Below are 17139 nucleotides of genomic sequence, written 5' to 3' on the forward strand. Positions count from 1 at the left end.
AGGCAAGATGGAAGGGTTTTTGTCATCTGCCCAATAATATTTTCCCTGGATCTGTTTAGGATAAAGCTGTTTCAGGTAAGCATTAATTCCCTGTTTATCTTTCACTCCATTGGAAAGGAAAAGAGGTGTAATCACTAGCTTTTCTTCCATAGGAACTTCATTAAACCAGGTATAGGCGTAATGACTGTCACGGAAAGGCTTTGAAGTGAGGTAAGTAAAAACTTTTTCATACAGTGCTCCGGTTCCTCCGGTATTTCCTCTAAGATCAATGATAAGGTGTCCTATTTTCTCATGCTCCAGAGTATCCATCATCTGCTCAAGAAAGATACTGAATTTCTTATAAGCCGGATCTTCTTTACCAGTTGCAAAATCAAAGCCTCTTACTGATAATCGGTATACATTATCTCCTTCTTTGGTAAAACTGTATTTCTCGGTCATCAATTTTTTATCCAGGGTAAGTGAATGTCTTAATTCCTGAAGTTTTTTAAAAGCTTCTAACGATATTCCGGGCAGAGTAACTTCATGGACCTGTCCTTGCCATTGATAACGGATGATGTATTGTTTATGGGTTCCAAATTCTATATAAAACTTATCCAGCATTCCTCTTTCAAAGCCTGTTATTTCTTTGTAAGGCATAGAATAGCCATCAGAGAAATAGTATTGGGAAAAACGACTGATCATTTCTTTGGCAGTGATCCCATTAATGGAAATAATTTCAGCAGCAAGTGGAACTTTATTATCTTTTGAATCCTGCAGCAAACGGCCATCCACATTTTTCAGTGTGATGGGAAGATATTCAGGTTTTTGTGTAAGATAATAGGATGCATGATTGGGAAGATCCGTATAATTATGGCAGCTTCCTTCAAAACCTGTAATTTTAGCAATTACCTTATAGAAATCAAAAATATTTTTACTGTTGAAAGCTTCTTCCTCTGCCTTTTGATATAAGCTGTCTATCTGTTGTCTGCTTCTGTAAACATACAGTCCCGAATTTGCCTTTTCTCTTATGGAACGGAAAGCCCGTAAGTCTTCTACAAACTGAGTTGAAGTAAATTGCATGTTCAGGACAGGAACAGTTTTGGATTCCGTAATGGAAATTTTAGATGGTTTCGCTTTCTCAACATAAGATTTTGCCCAAACTTTAAGCTCATATTTTTTCCCTTTTTCAGGAGTATAAAAAAGTCTTTCCACACTTTTTATTCCTCTGGAATCATCCTGTTCCTTTATTTTTTTACCTTCCATAAACAGGGCTGCAGCAACATTCGCATTGTTGGACTGAACAATGATCCATCCCGGTTTATGAGATTTTGGAGAATACTTCAGTGTATCACCTGGTTTTAATTCAGTTTCTGTCTGTCCATATACAGAATTTACCAGCAAGAATAAAGGAATAATAAAGGCTTTGGTCATTATTAATTTTTGAATGCCAATATACAAATTAACCTTCATCATTTTTAATGACTACAAATTACTGATTGTATTGAGGTCTACAACTTCACGCTCAAATCCTGAACTTCTTCTGCTGAAAAACCAAAGATCTGCGGAGTTTTGATATCCAAAAGATTGAGGTAAATATAGAGTTCTGCTCTGTGATGAATCTCATGCTCTACCATAGCCCTAAGCCATTTCCAGATAGAGATCGGATTATTTCCTGGAGTCAGGCATTTACGGTTAAGGTCTTGATCTGAAAGTCCCTGAATAATTTCCAGCGTTTGATGATGCTTTTCATTGAAAAAAACTACAATATTCTCATATCCGTCCGCCAGTTCTCTTCCACATCCCGGATAAGCGCTTTCTCGTCCTGAAATGGTTTCGCCATACATATATCTTTCTATAGCTGCAATATGTCTTATCTGATCTCCTATCGTAAATTTTCCAGGTTTATAAGAGAAATCGATATGTTCAGGAGGGACAATTTCTATAATCTTGTTTGTTCTTGCCCTTATTTTTTCATAATAATCTATGAATGATGCTACAGAGGTAATTTCCATTTCAAAAGGTTTAATTAATGATTTTCAGTATTGTGAATATAAGAAATCCAAAGTATTTATTTTTCTCTTATCATACTTGTTTGTTAAAAATTAAAAAAAAATCCTTAACCGGTGATGATAAAACTTGCAAGCTTAATAAATAACTAATATTTTAGGTATAAAAAAAAAATCATGATGAAAATATGGCTTCCTATCCTTCTTATTGGGTTAAGTTTCACAACGGTAACGGCCCAGACCACAAAAATTGATACGGAGAAACTGCTTGAATATTATGAAAACCAAAGGTATGCAGATGCCGCACAGTATTTACAAAGCTTTTTCCCCGCTGATACACAAGATGTGAAAGCATTAATACAAATTGCTTATTGTCAGATGATGGCTGGGAAACTTCCGGATGCAGAAAAAAGCTATACAAAAATCAATGCCATCCAACCCCATAATATTCCTGTTCTTTTCAATCTTGCCAATATCAATTCCAGAAGAGGAAATATTACGAATGCCAAAACTTACCTTCAACAGATTATCCAGCTGGACAGCCAAAACTTCAGTGCTTATAAACAAATGGCAGCTTATACGGATCGTCCTGAAACCAAACTTGAATACCTTAAAAAAGCAAACAGTCTGAATCCTGCAGATCCTGATACGGCATATGATCTGGCTATGGCTTACAATGGTCTCAAACAGTTTCAACCTGCTTATGATGTATTGAAAACAGCCATTGTGGCCGATCCTGAAAATTTCACATTGCAACAGGCTCAATTACCTATTTCCAACCGTTTGGGAAAATACCAGGAAGTTATTGAAACAGGAGAGAAATTATTAAAGATTCATTCAGATGCCAATGTCATGAACGAAATGGGCCAAGCTTATTTCTATGTAAAAAATTACCAGCGATGTGTAGAACTTTATAAAATGCTGGAAGACCTGGGAATACAGAATGAAGGAACACTATACTACATGGCCCTGAGCTATCGTGAACTGAAAGATTATAATATGGCCGCCATTTATGCACAGAGAACAATTGATGAAGCCATTTCAGACCATACCACTCTTTATTATGCTGCACTGGCAGGAATTTACGAAGCCAAAAACCAGTACAATGATGCAGTAACGGCTTATAAAAGAGGGCTAACTTTTGGCACTAGCAATATTATTTATTATCGCTTAGGACTTTTATATGATCTTAATCTGAAACAGCCTAAAAATGCTTTAACCTATTATCATTTATACTTGAAGAACAACCCTGATCAGGAAAAAGAAAAAGAACAGATTGCCTATGCGCGAGACAGGATTACTTTGCTTGCCGTAAAATAATTTCGGATCTGAACCCAACGAAATATTCCAGATTAAAATAAGGAGATTCTTCACTTCTTTCTGAATAACAAAGAACTATTTTAGGGCTTTGGGAGTTATTCATGATGGGAATCTTTAGTTTCAGATGTCTGGTTTAATACGACATTTCAAGCTCATCAAAATCCCTGATTTCCGTAAGGTTAAGCAGTTTTGTAATTTTGATATTATTCCATGTTGTTTCAAATATTTCGTCTCCACCTTCTGCTTCTTCATTAATATTGATATCTTTTCGTTTCTTTTTTGTTGAAAAGTTAATGCTGGTTGTACTGTTCACCAAGGGACCAGTGTTGGAGCTTTCATCATATCCTATCAGCTCAAATCCGGAATTCTGGTATCTGAATATATACCTCCAATACCCATACTTCCCGTGAGCATAATGTATAATCAGATTACCTTTTTCTGCCTCAACAATAAGTTCGGGAGAAAAATAGGCTCCTCCATCTTCATTTTCGGATGAAAAACAGTTATTGTTTTCTGCAGCTAGCTGATAACCATTCTGATTTTTTAAAAGTACAATAATACCACGGCGGTTCATATCCAGCTTACCCCGATATTCATGATTTACGATATTAGCAGCATCGATTTTTTTGATAACGAGCATGCAGTCTTCCAGCCCATCCTTATTGAGATCCCCAAAGGATTTTTCAAAAATTCTATATCCTTTTGGAACGAAGTCGGCAGGATTCTTCTTTATTTCTTTAACTGATGCTGATGGAGCAGCTATAGAACCACTTGTAACCGTTTTTGTTGAAATTGCATCACTTTTAGTCTGGGAAAGCTCTTTTTTTTCTTTGTCTTTTGAACAACTGAAGATAATAACTGAAGGAATTAAAAACCAATTCAATCTGGTAAAAAGTTTTCTCATGTAATTTATAGATGTAATAATCAAATTTACACATTTGTGATCTGAGTTGGTCTGTAAATTTTATATTTTCCTATAAATGTCAGTTAATAAGTTTCGGATACATCCACTGTTATCCTAATTGTGACTATAAATGTTAAAAATTAAATATCCAATCTTTTGTGACGATAATCACAAAGATGAGCACTACCGATTCTTTAATTTTGCTTGTATAAAAAACAATATTATGAGCAATACAACCCAAAATGTAGCAGAACAGTTTATTCAGTACCTAAATGAGGAAGATTTCGATAATGCAGAAAAATGTCTTGATCCTGAGTTCAAGTTCATAGGTGTACTGGGGACAAGAGAAAAAGCCTCAGTATATATGAAAGACATGAGACAGATGAAATTTAAATATCAAATTATAAAAACCTTTATTGCGGGCGAAGATGTTTCTTTCTGGTATATGATTGATATGGGAAACAAAACCATAGAGGCTTCAGGCTGGTATCAGATCATTAATGGTAAAATTCTTTCTTTAAAAGTGTTGTTTGATCCAAGACCGCTGTTGAATGAGTAATAATATATTTAAAATATAATTTCAAAGCTTTTTTAAAAGTAATAAAAGTCTGTTTTCCCAAAAAGCTTATCCAAAAAAAGAAAAAGCTCCAGGTTGGTTCATTAAATCCAGCCTACTTTTTTTCTCCATACTACATAACCCTGATCTCTATGATCAATTTCAGGAATCTCTTCCGGATTAGGAATCTGATGAATTTCTTTTTCAGACAATGCCGGCAGATTAACTTTATCCCGTTCTCCGTTCAGGTTTTCTTTATTTTCAACAGGAAATGGGATTCCACCGGCAATAAGCTGAGTTCCATATTTTTGAGGTCTGCCCTGAAAAACCTGGATACGATCATAGAGATAGGCTTTATTTTTAGGATTAATATCATGAAAATTCTCCTCCATCATTGCATAACATTTCTTCATAAATTCAGGCTCCCCAATGGAATGTTGAATAATCAGCCAAGCAGCATCACTGGCTTTCGGACCAACTTTTGAGATGGTTGGAAATCCTATTTCACCCATAATTTCCCGAAGCCTTTGGGCATTGGCCTTATGAACACGTTCCATTTCCGGATGGTATCCACTTTCTAATTTCCCTTCTGCAGCCAGCCTTTCCCTTACTGTAAGGTCATATTCTGCAAGATCTATTAATTCATTCTCAAATGGATATGTCATTACATTTTTTTGATTAATAAAAGTTTTTAAAATTACAAAAAACTGCCTTTGGGAATTGGTATTTTAATGGATTCTCTCAATAATTTCAAGAATAAATCTGATTCGTTGTTCTACTGTTATTTTTGGAACTTCAATAATATGATAGCCATACTCCCGATAAGTATCAAACATACATTCAAAGGTACGTTCAGCGATTTCCGGGGTTTGCTTTCTTTCAGGATCATTTTCATAAATCTCTTTCCAAGGGGGAAGGATGAAAACATTCTTGTTATACTGCATTTCATAGGCTGCTCTTTCCATTTCTTTAGGAACAGGAAGCCTTTCTAATTTGAGATACCCAATAGTGTCTAATATTCCGCGGTCAAAAAAAACAGGATCACTCCCTGAAATTCGGACCATTTTCTGATAACTTTTTATAGAAGCATTAAACATCAATTCCGCAAAAAGCTCTTTATTCATCCAGGGCAATCCATTTCCATGAGAATTTAGCTGTTCTTTGATAATTCTCCGTCCTTCTTCTGCTGCAGTAGTCAATCCGAGGTCACTTAATCCTTCCAGCAAAGTAGTTTTTCCAGCACCGGGACCTCCGGTAAGGGTATAGAATTGTAGGGCTTTATTATTGTTCATTTTTCAATTTTTAATAGGTTAAAATAATTTTTTCAGGATTGTATGGAGCAGGATGAGAAAGGATATTTCTGCTTATAGTAGTAACAAGAAAAATAGCTGGAAAGTAAAATCAGAAATATGAATGTACGGAAGCAGGGATAGAACCTGAATATTTTGGGACAAGACTATAATTCCATTCAAATCAATGGAATATTGAATCTACCGGAATCTTTGTAAAGGTAATTTATTTATATGAAAAATGAATACTGAAAATCAGCTATTTATTCCTTAGGCGGAAAAGTAATCCCTGCATCCTGAATCAGATCATAGCCATATTTCATGATGGTTTCAATAACCGGAATTGACTTTTTACCTTTCTCAGTAAGGCTGTACTCTACTTTTGGAGGAACAACGGGATATACCTCACGATGAATCATTTCCTTGCTTTCCAGCTCTCTTAACTGGCTGGTCAGCATTTTATCCGTGATATGAGGAATGTCTTTTTTCAATTCACTGAAACGAAGCGGTTTTTCCTGTAATCTCCACAAAATAGGCATCTTCCAGGTCCCGCCAATATGGCTTAACGCAAATTCTATTGGGGTATAATACAATCGTTTATCGTGGAAGAACTGAGGCATAATACTGTTTTTTATTGTTACACTTTCAAAAAGGTAAGTATAGAACTAAAAGGTAAGTATATAGTTTTCTGATAGTCTATTCTGCAAATTTGCACAAAAAAATTATGAAATCGAAGAGAAATCTTTATGTACTTGCCTTGGGAGTATTCGGAATTACTACAACTGAATTTGGAGTGATTGGTGTATTGCCGGAAATTGCATCTGCTTTCCATATTTCCATTGAAAAAGCAGGCTGGTTGTTGAGTGCTTTTGCTTTAATTGTGGCTATTTTCGGACCGTTTATGTTGATGCTGTTCTCATCGTTCAAAAGAAAAAATCTGCTGATTGCTTCTCTGTTTATTTTTGCAGCAGCTAATATCCTTTCAGCTTATATTGGAAATTTTTATCTGTTATTGGCCGTCCGAATGATTCCCGCCTTTTTTCATCCTGTTTACTGGTCCATTGCTTTATCCGTTGCCGGAGCGACTTCTGATCCTACCGATAAATCAGGGGCAGTGAGCATCATTTTTTCCGGACTTACTCTGGCTACGGTGTTAGGAGTGCCGTTAGCCACTTTAATGTCTGATCTGTTTTCCTGGCAATCATCATTTTTATTAACCGCTTTTATCAATATTATAGCGCTAATCGGAGTTCAGTTTTTACTACCTGCTATTGGAAAGGAAACTGAAGCTCCGATGGCATTTGATTTTAAAATATTCCGGAATAAAAATTTATGGATAGGCCTATTAATTACATTTTTAACCATTGCTGCTATGTATTCCACTTATGGATACATGGCTGATTTCCTGAAAAACGTAACGCATATGAACGGGAAACAGATCAGCATCATGCTTTTTATGTTTGGTACTGTTGGAATTCTGGGAAATAAAATAGCTGGAAAATACATGAGCAGATTTCCATTTCAAACCACGTGTATATTCCTCATTTTACTGGCAGGAATCCATGGATTGATCTATTGGTATGGAAGTCTTTTTGTTCCTATGATCTGGATTATAGGTTTTTGGGGGCTGGTTCATTCCGGAGGGTTCCTCATCAGTAATATCAATGTTACCACATCTGTTTCCGGTTCTTCAGAGTTTATCAACAGTATTTTTACTTCCTGTGGAAATTTTGCAGTCACTGCCGGAACTTTATTGGGTGGATTCTGGATCGCTCATTATGGTATTGAGCATATTATAGGGTCCAGTATTATTGTCATAGCATTGGCTCTGATGGTATTATTCATCAAAACACAGCTTTCCAAATAGGCAGTTTCCAGACGCCAATTTTCAGGGTTTAAAATCTGAGTGTATCCAGCTGGCTGAAATCCTCTTTATTGTATATGGTTTGAATGCTTCCGTTTTGCAATAATACAATTTTATCACAGGTATGAAAAAGGGTTTCGATAATATGGGAACTGATTATCACTACTTTGTTTTCTGATTTCAGCTGCCTGATAATATCATACAGAAGATGCACGCCTTCAAAATCTACCCCGTTGAAGGGTTCATCCAGGATATTAATTGGCTTATTCAGCATCAGCATTCCAACAAGAGCCAGTTTTTTCTTCATTCCGCTGGAATAATACTGCACATATTTTTCCAGTGGAAGGTTGAATTTTCCAATAATTTCTCTAATCTCATTTTCTTTTTTTGATGAGAAATAAGACAGATATTCTTCTCCTGTAATATAAGGATAAAAGTAATTTTCTGTTTCCAGGTAAGAAATCTGTTTCCTTTGTAAACGTTCGTTTTTCCAGGTAATATTTCCTGAAAATGGAAGACTTTGATATACGGATTCAAATAAAGTGGTTTTCCCTGCTCCGTTCCTTCCCAGAATTCCCAAAATACAGCCTTCTTCAATGGATAAGTTCAGATTATTTAAAACTTTCTGATTCTTAAATTCTACACTTACATTTTTAATTTCCAACATATGTTCTTATATTTTGATGGGCCTCTTTTATGCCTGATTTAAGCAGGAACAAGGCGGGAATAATAGTCATGCTGCAAAGAAAGTATTCGAAATAAACACCCATATTATAATCGCTTTCCTTGTTTTTATGGTTATAGTTTTTATATTTTCTGATCAGAATTAACAGGAGATACAGGTTCATAAAAGCAAAATAATATAATACATATAAGCTTTCATAAGGGTTTAAAATTACAAAAGAGCAGTAAACGGGAAACAATAACAGGTTGAAAAATAAAATATTTTTTCTGATCTTCTCTTTCAACGTATGCTTTTTAAAGTACATTTCAAGCATCTCTTTACTTTCGTGCGGCTGATAAACAGGGGAAATGAAATCCAGTACAAAAGTTCCTGCCAGAATCATGGCTACCGGTTGATAGGACGAAAACATCACCACAATGAATCCAAGAATTACTTTCCAGCTGTTCTTTCTCAGGAAGCTCTTCCACTCAAACAGACTGTTGGGAATAAAGGTCCATTTCAGATTCAGCCACGGTTTTGTTCTTGGAGGAATGAAGATTAATGAAATGATCAAAACATATACAATAAGACCTGTCTTCTCAATTCTATAATTGATATTTCCGAATAGTAAAGCACTGTACATGATGGTTATTTCCAGCAGAATAATCCATCGCCAGTTTTGTACAAAAACCTTCCTCAGAAACGGAAGATCTTTTCTTTCCGCATGAAGCAGGGCTATAAGTACAAAAAATAGAATCGGGTAATAATAATGTTCCGGCAGTTTTACAGCAATCAGCGCACCTAAAAGAAGTAAAACCGGGATACTGACTTTAGGATTCAGGTTGAATATCCTGAAGCTCTGATTACATCTGAATTTAAAATGGCTGATTAGTTTTTCCAAAAGACTGTGATGGTATCTTATAATGTTTTTATTTAACAGCCTTTATCAAATATAAGTTTATTCTGACTGGTCATAAAAACCTGAAAGTTCAGATTTTTTTCTGAGAAATACAAGTGGTATTTTTTTCATTATAATTTATGATTATTTAAAGATGATTAAATTCCATTCAAAATTTTTAAAACTTTTTACAACAAGCCATAAATACAGCTAAAGAATTCAATATTCATCAGAAATCCAAAAGAAATTCTACTTATAATTTGTATTTTGTGAATACAATTTTAATCTTGAAATACCGATGAGAATATGAAGAGAATACACCATCTCAACTGTGTAAAGGTAGTCATCCCTATGAATGATGATGTAATTGGGCACTGCCTGCTGATTGAAGAAGATGACAACCTGCTGCTTATTGATACGGGAGTAGGTGTACAGGATGTGGAACACCCTAATGAAAGACTTAGTGCTGAATTGATAGAAGCAGTAGGGTTTCAATTGGATATGAAGCTTACGGCCTATCACCAGATTATTGAATTGGGATTAGATCCTGCCAACGTAAAGGATTGTATTGTGAGTCATCTGGATCCCGACCACACCGGAGGGCTTGCAGATTTCCCAAATGCCACTGTGCATGTTTCCGCAGAAGAACTTATCAATTTCTACAGTGACAATCCTCGTTATCTTGAAGGTCATCTTGCCCATAATCCTCCAATTAAAGAATATGGAATATCTGATGAGCAATGGTTTGGATTTGAGGCAAGAAAAGTAAAAACCTCCCTGAAAACTGAAATTTATCTCATTCCCCTGTTTGGTCATACATTAGGACATTGCGGAATCGCCATAGAATGGGAAGGAAAATGGCTATTCTATATTGGAGATGCCTATTATCTGAGAGCAGAACTGGAAGATGAGCAAAATCCTGCCGGCCAATTAGCTGAAGCCCGAGCCGATGACAATACGAGACGTCTTGAATCTATGGAAAAGATAAAAGCACTCATGAAGGAGCACCCGCAAATAGAAGTTTTCGGCTATCATGATCGTGAAGAATTTGTGTCTTAAAGTAAGGAAGCTGGAAGAGGGAAGCTGGAAGTTATGATCCTGCCTAAAACTCCTGAAAATCATATAATCAGAAGTGCACCCTTCTTTTTATGCCTTTAACGACTTCCCTCTTCCAGCATCCTGCTTCCTACCCTATAAAAAAACAAAACCCTCGCTTTTCGGCAAGGGTTTGTGTATTATACTCTATATCAGTTACCATTATGGTTCCTGCATAACCTTTTTCATCTCATCAAATTCACTTTCAATCACAGCATCGGGCTTGTAAGTGGCTAAGGAAACAATAATATTAGTCAATAAAGAAAGGATGAATCCCGGAATGATTTCATACCATTCTTTCAACGGATGCTGAAGGTATACCCATGCAAGCACTGTAATTCCTCCCACTAACATTCCGGCAAAACCTCCCTGCCATGTTGTTTTCTTCCACAAAAGAGACAAAAGAATCAATGGTCCGAATGCTGAACCGAAACCTGCCCAGGCATTTCCTACCAGGTTAAGGATACTGTCTTTTGGGTCTAATGATAAAAGCACAGCAATTACTGCTACCAATAGAACGGAAAGTCTGCTGGCCACCAGAAGCTGTTTGGGTGTTGCTTTTTTATTCAGGAAAGCTTTATAAATATCCTCTGTTAATGAACTTGAAGTTACCAATAATTGGGAAGAAATAGTACTCATTACAGCTGCAAGAATCGCCGTTAACAGGAATCCTGCAATAAACGGATGGAATAAAATACGGGAGAAGTAAATGAAAATGGTTTCTGCTTCTGTCTTTGATCCATCGAACTTTATCATCGTTTCTATATCAAATTTCTGCAGGTAAGCAATTCCTACCAACCCGATAGCTAAAGCTCCCGCAACCGTAAAGATCATCCATGTAATCCCGATTCTTCTTGCCTTAACCAGATCCTTTGGCTTATCAATAGCCATGAAACGAACCAGGATATGGGGCTGCCCGCAGTATCCTAATCCCCAGGCTAATAAGGAAACAATACTTATTGTAGTGGTTCCCCTGAACATATCCAGGTATTTTGGATCTTTAGCTTCAATAAGTGATAAAGTCTCTCCTACTCCTCCAATCTGGGTAATGGCAACAATAGGTACAATCACCAATGCCAGCACCATAATAGTTCCCTGCACAAAATCAGTAAGACTTACTGCCAGGAATCCGCCCAAAAACGTGTATAGAACAACAACTAAACTTGTTAATAGTAATCCTACGGTATAATCCATTCCGAAAGCTGATTCGAAGAGTTTTCCGCCGGATACCATTCCTGCTGAGGTGTAAAGAGTGAAAAATACCAGAATAAAAATAGAAGAAGTAATCTTCAGAATATGGTTTTTATTTTTGAACCTGTTTTCAAAAAATACGGGTAGTGTGATGGCATTTTGAGCTACTTCAGTATAAATTCTAAGTCTTGGGGCTACAATAATGTAATTGAGAAATGCTCCGAGTGTTAAGCCTATCGCGATCCATGAACTTGAAATACCGGAAAGATACATAGCTCCCGGAACCCCCATCAGCAGCCAGCCACTCATATCAGCTGCTCCCGCAGATAGTGCTGTAACAGCAGCTCCCATTTTCCTTCCTCCAATTAAAAATTCTTCCGAATTGTTTGTTGATTTTCTATAAGAATATATGCCTATACCTATCATTAATAACAGATACAACCCCACAGAAATCCCTTCATATACTTGCATATCATTTTTTTTATGAAGCCGAAGATAGCCATTTTCTCAGAAATAAGGGCTCTGTTATCTGGTAATAATGTTATCCAACAATAGCAAAGCAATGTAAATATTAAACTATAAATATCTTATTCTAAATGATATTCTATCAAAATGAAACATAAACTAAAATAATCCTGATAAGGTTTTTGAATATCTAAGATGATTGTCTTAATTTTCAATAATGGGAAAACACGGACTCAGGATATTATCTGCAAATTCTTCTAATTTTCCTTTAGATAATCTGATAATAAAATAATTATTGGAACTGCTTCCCTCATGATCTCTGTAATAAACCACTCCATAAGAAGCCGGTAAAATTTCCCCGATGTAACGTAATAAGGCTTTCATCTCTTCCAAAATACCATTTTCATGATTTAACACTCCTATTAATGGTAATATATAGCTTTCATTGCAATTGATAATGGTAGAGAATTGTGAAAAGGTATTGAATGTATGAAGCGTGTTCTCCAGAAGAGATATCTGTTCTTTCAATTTTGTGAAATCTTCCTCGTATGGATCAAATTCCAAAGTAATCCAACCTTTATATTCAAACATAGGCAAATAATTTTTTTAACAATTTAAATCATAGATTCATGAATATCCGTTTTACTTTTTCTCCATCATTACGACCAACTGAGAGAATTGGCTACATATATATTTTCAAAAATATTCTTTATCAGTGTATTATGTTCCGGTAAAAAATGAATTTCCTTGCTGTGAATGAATACTTTTACCAGATCTCCCCTGTGATGATATCCGTTTAAAACAATGGCATCTAACCACTGATATTGAATCATTTTAATACAGTTTTCAAATCTTGCTAAGGGATCGGCTGTATCGAGGAAACTTAAATTCAGATCATCTGCATACATATTTTTATCAACAATGAACTGCGTTAAATTTTTAGCAACATTAAAAGCAGAAAAGTTTTTAAACAATTCATCAGCAGTTGTAAAATCGGTTTCAACAATATCTACATACACTTTCTTTTCTGAAGCTAAATAGTCTTTGTTTATGATTTTCATGCCAAAACTCAGCTGAATATTATTTCTTTTCAACGCCCTCTTCCATTCATCTATCTTTTCTGATAAAGTATCATCTGCATATTCCCATAAAAAAGAGAAAACATTTCCCTCCATATCCAATACTTCTGCAAGTTTGAATTCTTCCGTTTTGTCATAAAAGAACCACGAGCTTGTAAAACCATCCAATATCTCAGCATCCAAATATTTTGCTAAGTAATCATTATTTACATCTGCATAATACCTCATATTACTTTCTCTTAATGAATACGTTCTCTTCTCAGGTTATCAGTAGCCTGTAGGATTTTATTTTTCAGAATGGCATTATAATCAGGATTTTTCAGAAGAAACTGGTTAACTGCTTCAAAGGCTTTTGGATCCTGATAGCTTCCGAATGTAGAACGAAGCCAGTTATCCGGGAAAAATATGTCTCCCGTTTTCTGAATTTCCTGTAAAATGTCCAAAGACTTAGCGAGATAATGGATAGAAGATTTCTGTCTTAACGGATGATGTAGATAACCTAATGCCGATCCCACAGCAGATTCATTGGTCCGGTTCTGCTTTTGCATAAGTCCGTTGAAGAAATCATCACGCACTTTCTGATCAGATGATGCAGCCTGCATAATGATCTTAAATCGGTTAATCCTATCCTGGTTTTTAATTCTTGTCAGCTGTTCCTGCAACAGCTCATTATTATTCGAGTTTCTTATTGACAAGGCAAGAGCAAGATTGGTGAAATCTTCATCATTAAGCGACACTCCTTGTGGCGGCGTCTGAGACTTCCAGATCTTATACAGCTTATCATAGGCCACTTGAGACTGGAAAATACTCTGATAACCATCAAACACAATCTTCTTATTGTTTTTTGCCGTGTGTATTTCCAAAGCCTTCCAGAAAAGATTTTCCAAATTTGTTGATTCTTTCAATCTGATATTTTCGGATAAGAAGTTCCAGTAAATAGAAGAAATATAACCTGTAATCAAACGAAGATTCAGCTCTGTAGTTTCTTTGGTTAGCTGTCCTGCAAAAAAGTTTAATAATTCCTGAGCTTCAACTCCTGAACTGTTCAGCATATTTTCATACAGCGAAATATAGGCACTGGCACGGCTGATCGGATCTTTTATCAAAGAAAAGCTGGAGATAACCGTTCTATCTGTTCTGAACACTCCATAGCCTATTCCTGATGAGTTTTGCAGGATAAACAGAGGTTTTGCTTTTCCTTTTAATTCAGAAATATCCTGTTGCTTCTCCTCCAGTTTTACATTCACCTTTTCTACTCGGTCAGCATAAAATAAACTGATCTCAAATTCCTGAGGCCATAAATTCTGCTCTTTTCCATATTCCGGTTTTTGAGTAATGGTAAAACGTTCTATCTTGTCTCCTTTATACTTTACTTCATAATCAATAACAGGCCTTCCGGGATCGTTTACCCATACTTTATTCCAGCTTTGAAGGTCTTTTGGGGTATGCTTATCAAGAATAGCAATAAGATCCGGCCAGCTTGCATTGTTAAAAGCATATTTTGTAAGATATTCACTGACTCCTTTTTGGAAGTCTTTCTCTCCGATCAGTAATTCCAATTGACGCATCATAATAGGAGCCTTGTTGTAAATAATAGGGCCATACATCATTCCTGCGTTTTGCAGATTATCCAGGATTTGGCGGATAGGATTTGCTCCCAACGTTCGGTCTACAGAATAGGCAGCCGGAAAATGGGTTGTTAAAAATTTCAGATTATATACACTTTTATCTGAAGAGGCTCCGGTACTTTTATCCGCCATAAAATTGGCAAAAACTTCTTTCATCCAGACGTCATTAAACCAATCCATCGTTACCATATCGCCGAACCAAAGGTGAGCTACTTCATGGGCAATCAGATTGGAACGGTTATTCAGCTGGTTCTGGGTGGCGTTTTTATCTAAAAACAATGTAGAGTTCTGAAATAATATGGCTCCCGGATGTTCCATTCCACCGAATTGAAAATCCGGAACCACTGCCATTCCATGTTTTTGAAAAGGATGTTTAATACCGGTCCATTTTTCATAATAGGCCAGTGAATTTCGATATAAGGTGAAAATAGAATCCATGCTGTTCTTAATTTTCACAGAATCTGTTTCACGATATAACATCCTGGAGTCCTGCTGGCTGATTTTCTCCGTATGGTTTTTAAAATCTCCGGCAGCAAAAGAAAAAAGATAGGTAGGAATAAGATCTGACTGATTAAACTTCAACGTTTTCTGCCCTTGCTGAACAAAGGTATCATTCAGTTTTCCGTTGGATATGGCACTCCATTTTTCAGGAATGGTTAACGTAAGGGCATAATTAGCCTTCAGATTGGGTTGATCAAAACATGGGAACATTGTTCTTGCACGATCTGGCACAAATAAGGCATACAGATAGCCATCACGTCTGTTCAAAGCTCCGTTTCCTGCCAGAAAATTAAAATGAATTTCATTAGATCCTGATTTCAGGTACTGAGAATCAATAACCACATGCTCATTTTCCAGAACAGGTTTTATAGCCTTTCCGTTCACTGATACGGATAAAAGTGATGAAGGATCTTCTTTAAAATCAATCAGCAGTGGAGATTCGTTTGTTTTTTTATACTGAAAACGAAGAACTTCAGTTCCGGAGATCCTTTCTGTTTTACTTTCAGGAATTTTCAGGCTGAGTTCATATTTAATCTCACTTAATGTACTTTTTCTCAACTGAGCCAGTTCATACGAAACCCCGGATTCAATCTTGGACGAAGATTTCATTTGCGCATGGTAACCGGTATTGAAAACAACTAAGAATAATGCTAACAGACGTACTTTTTTCATACCTCAAATATAAGGATTGGATGTTAAGGGAAAAACACCAATTTCGAAGACATTCATAAAATTAAGCTTTTATTTCAATAACAAAAGCCACTTTTAAAGAGTGTAGACCATCTTTTTTCCAAATACATATTTCCTTATTATTATTTTATGATTTCCAAAAAGGCCAATACTGTAACAAGAATCATAAACCCCAATACCGCATAATATCCCATGAGTGCAGTATAAGTACTTTTCCTGTAAGTATCAAAATGTTTAATATTCACAAAAAATCCAACCCCATTTAAAGCTATTACAAAGGCCAGAATTATTTTCTTACCTGTAAAATCATTTCCCAATATCCAATAAAAAAATACAATTCCTATAGCAATGATAATCCAGGAAAAGAGTTCTAATGGATTTTTTTTATAAAGATTTTTCATTAGTTTTTGTTTAAGAAATAAGTCTTTATCTTTTTAAATAGGACAAATAAAAGAGTCAGTACTACAGCACCGCCTATAATGAAAATCCACCAGTTTGGAAGTACCCAAAACAGGAAATATTTCAGGGAATTAATGCTATAAGACACCCAATTATTGGATGGATAAATTTGTTGAAAAGCACTGTCTTCAAGCCCTAAAACAAAACAGGGTACCGACAGCAATATCATGCATACAATAAAAAACTTTATATTTTTTCTCATCATCCTGTTATCTGCATTTTAAGTTATTACAATTCCATCTATTCTTTCATAAAGCTACATAGTATTGCTTCATTATACAAATATTATTTTTTCAAAAAATTAAATTTATTTTTAAGTAAAAAAACACCTAATCAGAATGATTAATAAAGGCTTTTCAAAGGAAATCAAGAGATTATTTTTTCATCTATTTATATTAATTCCAGATAAATAAAATTATTTTCACTTATTATCATAAATTATTAATACTTTAGCAGGATAATTAAAATGAATGGGTATACTCCTTAAACCAATTGATATTGTAGATGACATTTCACAGGAAGATTTCCGTGAAAAATACTTAAAGCCATGT

Annotated in this window: 17 protein-coding genes; 4 read left to right on the forward strand and 13 right to left on the reverse strand. The window is 35.5% G+C overall.

The window, feature by feature from the left end:
- Both BBH99_RS19935 and BBH99_RS19940 read right to left on the reverse strand, forming a co-directional pair.
- The coding region (locus BBH99_RS19935) for a hypothetical protein (RefSeq protein ID WP_066699915.1) at positions 1-1410 on the reverse strand (1410 nt) is incomplete at its 3' end.
- A 77-nt stretch (positions 1411-1487) separates the two neighbouring features.
- On the reverse strand, positions 1488-1991 hold the full coding sequence (locus BBH99_RS19940) for a DinB family protein (RefSeq protein WP_066699917.1): 504 nt from the start codon (positions 1989-1991) through the stop codon (positions 1488-1490).
- A gap of 171 nt (positions 1992-2162) precedes the next feature.
- Here BBH99_RS19940 and BBH99_RS19945 point away from each other — a divergent pair, with 171 nt between their 5' ends.
- Complete coding sequence (locus BBH99_RS19945) at positions 2163-3305, forward strand: tetratricopeptide repeat protein (protein ID WP_066699919.1); 1143 nt, start codon at positions 2163-2165, stop codon at positions 3303-3305.
- Positions 3306-3438: 133 nt separating this feature from the next.
- Here the strand turns inward: BBH99_RS19945 and BBH99_RS19950 are convergent, their stop codons facing one another.
- Positions 3439-4209 carry a hypothetical protein gene (locus BBH99_RS19950; protein ID WP_066699924.1) on the reverse strand — a complete coding sequence of 257 codons (771 nt, stop codon included), beginning with the start codon at positions 4207-4209 and terminating at the stop codon, positions 3439-3441.
- A gap of 223 nt (positions 4210-4432) precedes the next feature.
- On the opposite strand from BBH99_RS19950, the gene BBH99_RS19955 reads away from it, so the two are divergent.
- A complete protein-coding gene (locus BBH99_RS19955; protein ID WP_066699926.1) occupies positions 4433-4768 on the forward strand; it encodes a nuclear transport factor 2-like protein in 336 nt (111 codons plus the stop codon).
- 101 nt (positions 4769-4869) lie between these two features.
- Here the strand turns inward: BBH99_RS19955 and BBH99_RS19960 are convergent, their stop codons facing one another.
- The 3 genes from BBH99_RS19960 to BBH99_RS19970 all read right to left on the reverse strand — a co-directional run bounded on the left by BBH99_RS19960 (position 4870) and on the right by BBH99_RS19970 (position 6674).
- Entirely contained in the window at positions 4870-5430 is a 561-nt protein-coding gene (locus BBH99_RS19960) for a DUF6624 domain-containing protein (protein ID WP_066699928.1), read from the reverse strand.
- Positions 5431-5493: 63 nt separating this feature from the next.
- Complete coding sequence (locus BBH99_RS19965) at positions 5494-6057, reverse strand: AAA family ATPase (protein WP_066699930.1); 564 nt, start codon at positions 6055-6057, stop codon at positions 5494-5496.
- 260 nt (positions 6058-6317) lie between these two features.
- Positions 6318-6674 (reverse strand): winged helix-turn-helix transcriptional regulator, encoded by a 357-nt coding sequence (locus BBH99_RS19970; RefSeq protein WP_066699932.1) that lies wholly within the window; start codon positions 6672-6674, stop codon positions 6318-6320.
- 104 nt (positions 6675-6778) lie between these two features.
- On the opposite strand from BBH99_RS19970, the gene BBH99_RS19975 reads away from it, so the two are divergent.
- Positions 6779-7921, forward strand: a complete 1143-nt coding sequence (locus BBH99_RS19975) for an MFS transporter (RefSeq protein WP_066699934.1) — start codon at positions 6779-6781, stop codon at positions 7919-7921.
- Positions 7922-7949: 28 nt separating this feature from the next.
- Here the strand turns inward: BBH99_RS19975 and BBH99_RS19980 are convergent, their stop codons facing one another.
- Both BBH99_RS19980 and BBH99_RS19985 read right to left on the reverse strand, forming a co-directional pair.
- Complete coding sequence (locus tag BBH99_RS19980) at positions 7950-8585, reverse strand: ABC transporter ATP-binding protein (RefSeq protein ID WP_066699940.1); 636 nt, start codon at positions 8583-8585, stop codon at positions 7950-7952.
- Positions 8572-9483 (reverse strand): hypothetical protein, encoded by a 912-nt coding sequence (locus tag BBH99_RS19985; RefSeq protein ID WP_066699942.1) that lies wholly within the window; start codon positions 9481-9483, stop codon positions 8572-8574. Before BBH99_RS19985 ends, BBH99_RS19980 begins: the two co-directional genes overlap by 14 nt.
- Before the next feature lie 303 nt (positions 9484-9786).
- On the opposite strand from BBH99_RS19985, the gene BBH99_RS19990 reads away from it, so the two are divergent.
- Positions 9787-10539: an MBL fold metallo-hydrolase gene (locus tag BBH99_RS19990; protein ID WP_066699944.1), complete on the forward strand. Its 753-nt coding sequence runs from the start codon at positions 9787-9789 to the stop codon at positions 10537-10539.
- A gap of 198 nt (positions 10540-10737) precedes the next feature.
- Here the strand turns inward: BBH99_RS19990 and putP are convergent, their stop codons facing one another.
- The 5 genes from putP to BBH99_RS20015 all read right to left on the reverse strand — a co-directional run bounded on the left by putP (position 10738) and on the right by BBH99_RS20015 (position 16530).
- On the reverse strand, positions 10738-12237 hold the full coding sequence (gene putP / locus BBH99_RS19995) for a sodium/proline symporter PutP (protein WP_066699947.1): 1500 nt from the start codon (positions 12235-12237) through the stop codon (positions 10738-10740).
- A 198-nt stretch (positions 12238-12435) separates the two neighbouring features.
- Positions 12436-12822: an Imm7 family immunity protein gene (locus tag BBH99_RS20000; RefSeq protein WP_066699949.1), complete on the reverse strand. Its 387-nt coding sequence runs from the start codon at positions 12820-12822 to the stop codon at positions 12436-12438.
- Positions 12823-12890: 68 nt separating this feature from the next.
- Entirely contained in the window at positions 12891-13538 is a 648-nt protein-coding gene (locus tag BBH99_RS20005; protein WP_066699951.1) for a hypothetical protein, read from the reverse strand.
- Between the two features lie 11 nt (positions 13539-13549).
- Complete coding sequence (locus tag BBH99_RS20010; RefSeq protein WP_066699953.1) at positions 13550-16111, reverse strand: M1 family metallopeptidase; 2562 nt, start codon at positions 16109-16111, stop codon at positions 13550-13552.
- A 140-nt stretch (positions 16112-16251) separates the two neighbouring features.
- Complete coding sequence (locus tag BBH99_RS20015) at positions 16252-16530, reverse strand: hypothetical protein (protein ID WP_066699959.1); 279 nt, start codon at positions 16528-16530, stop codon at positions 16252-16254.
- Between the last annotated feature and the right edge of the window lie 609 nt (positions 16531-17139).

Origin of the sequence: Chryseobacterium contaminans, assembly GCF_001684955.1 — a bacterium.
Classification (GTDB): Bacteria; Bacteroidota; Bacteroidia; order Flavobacteriales; family Weeksellaceae; genus Chryseobacterium; species Chryseobacterium contaminans.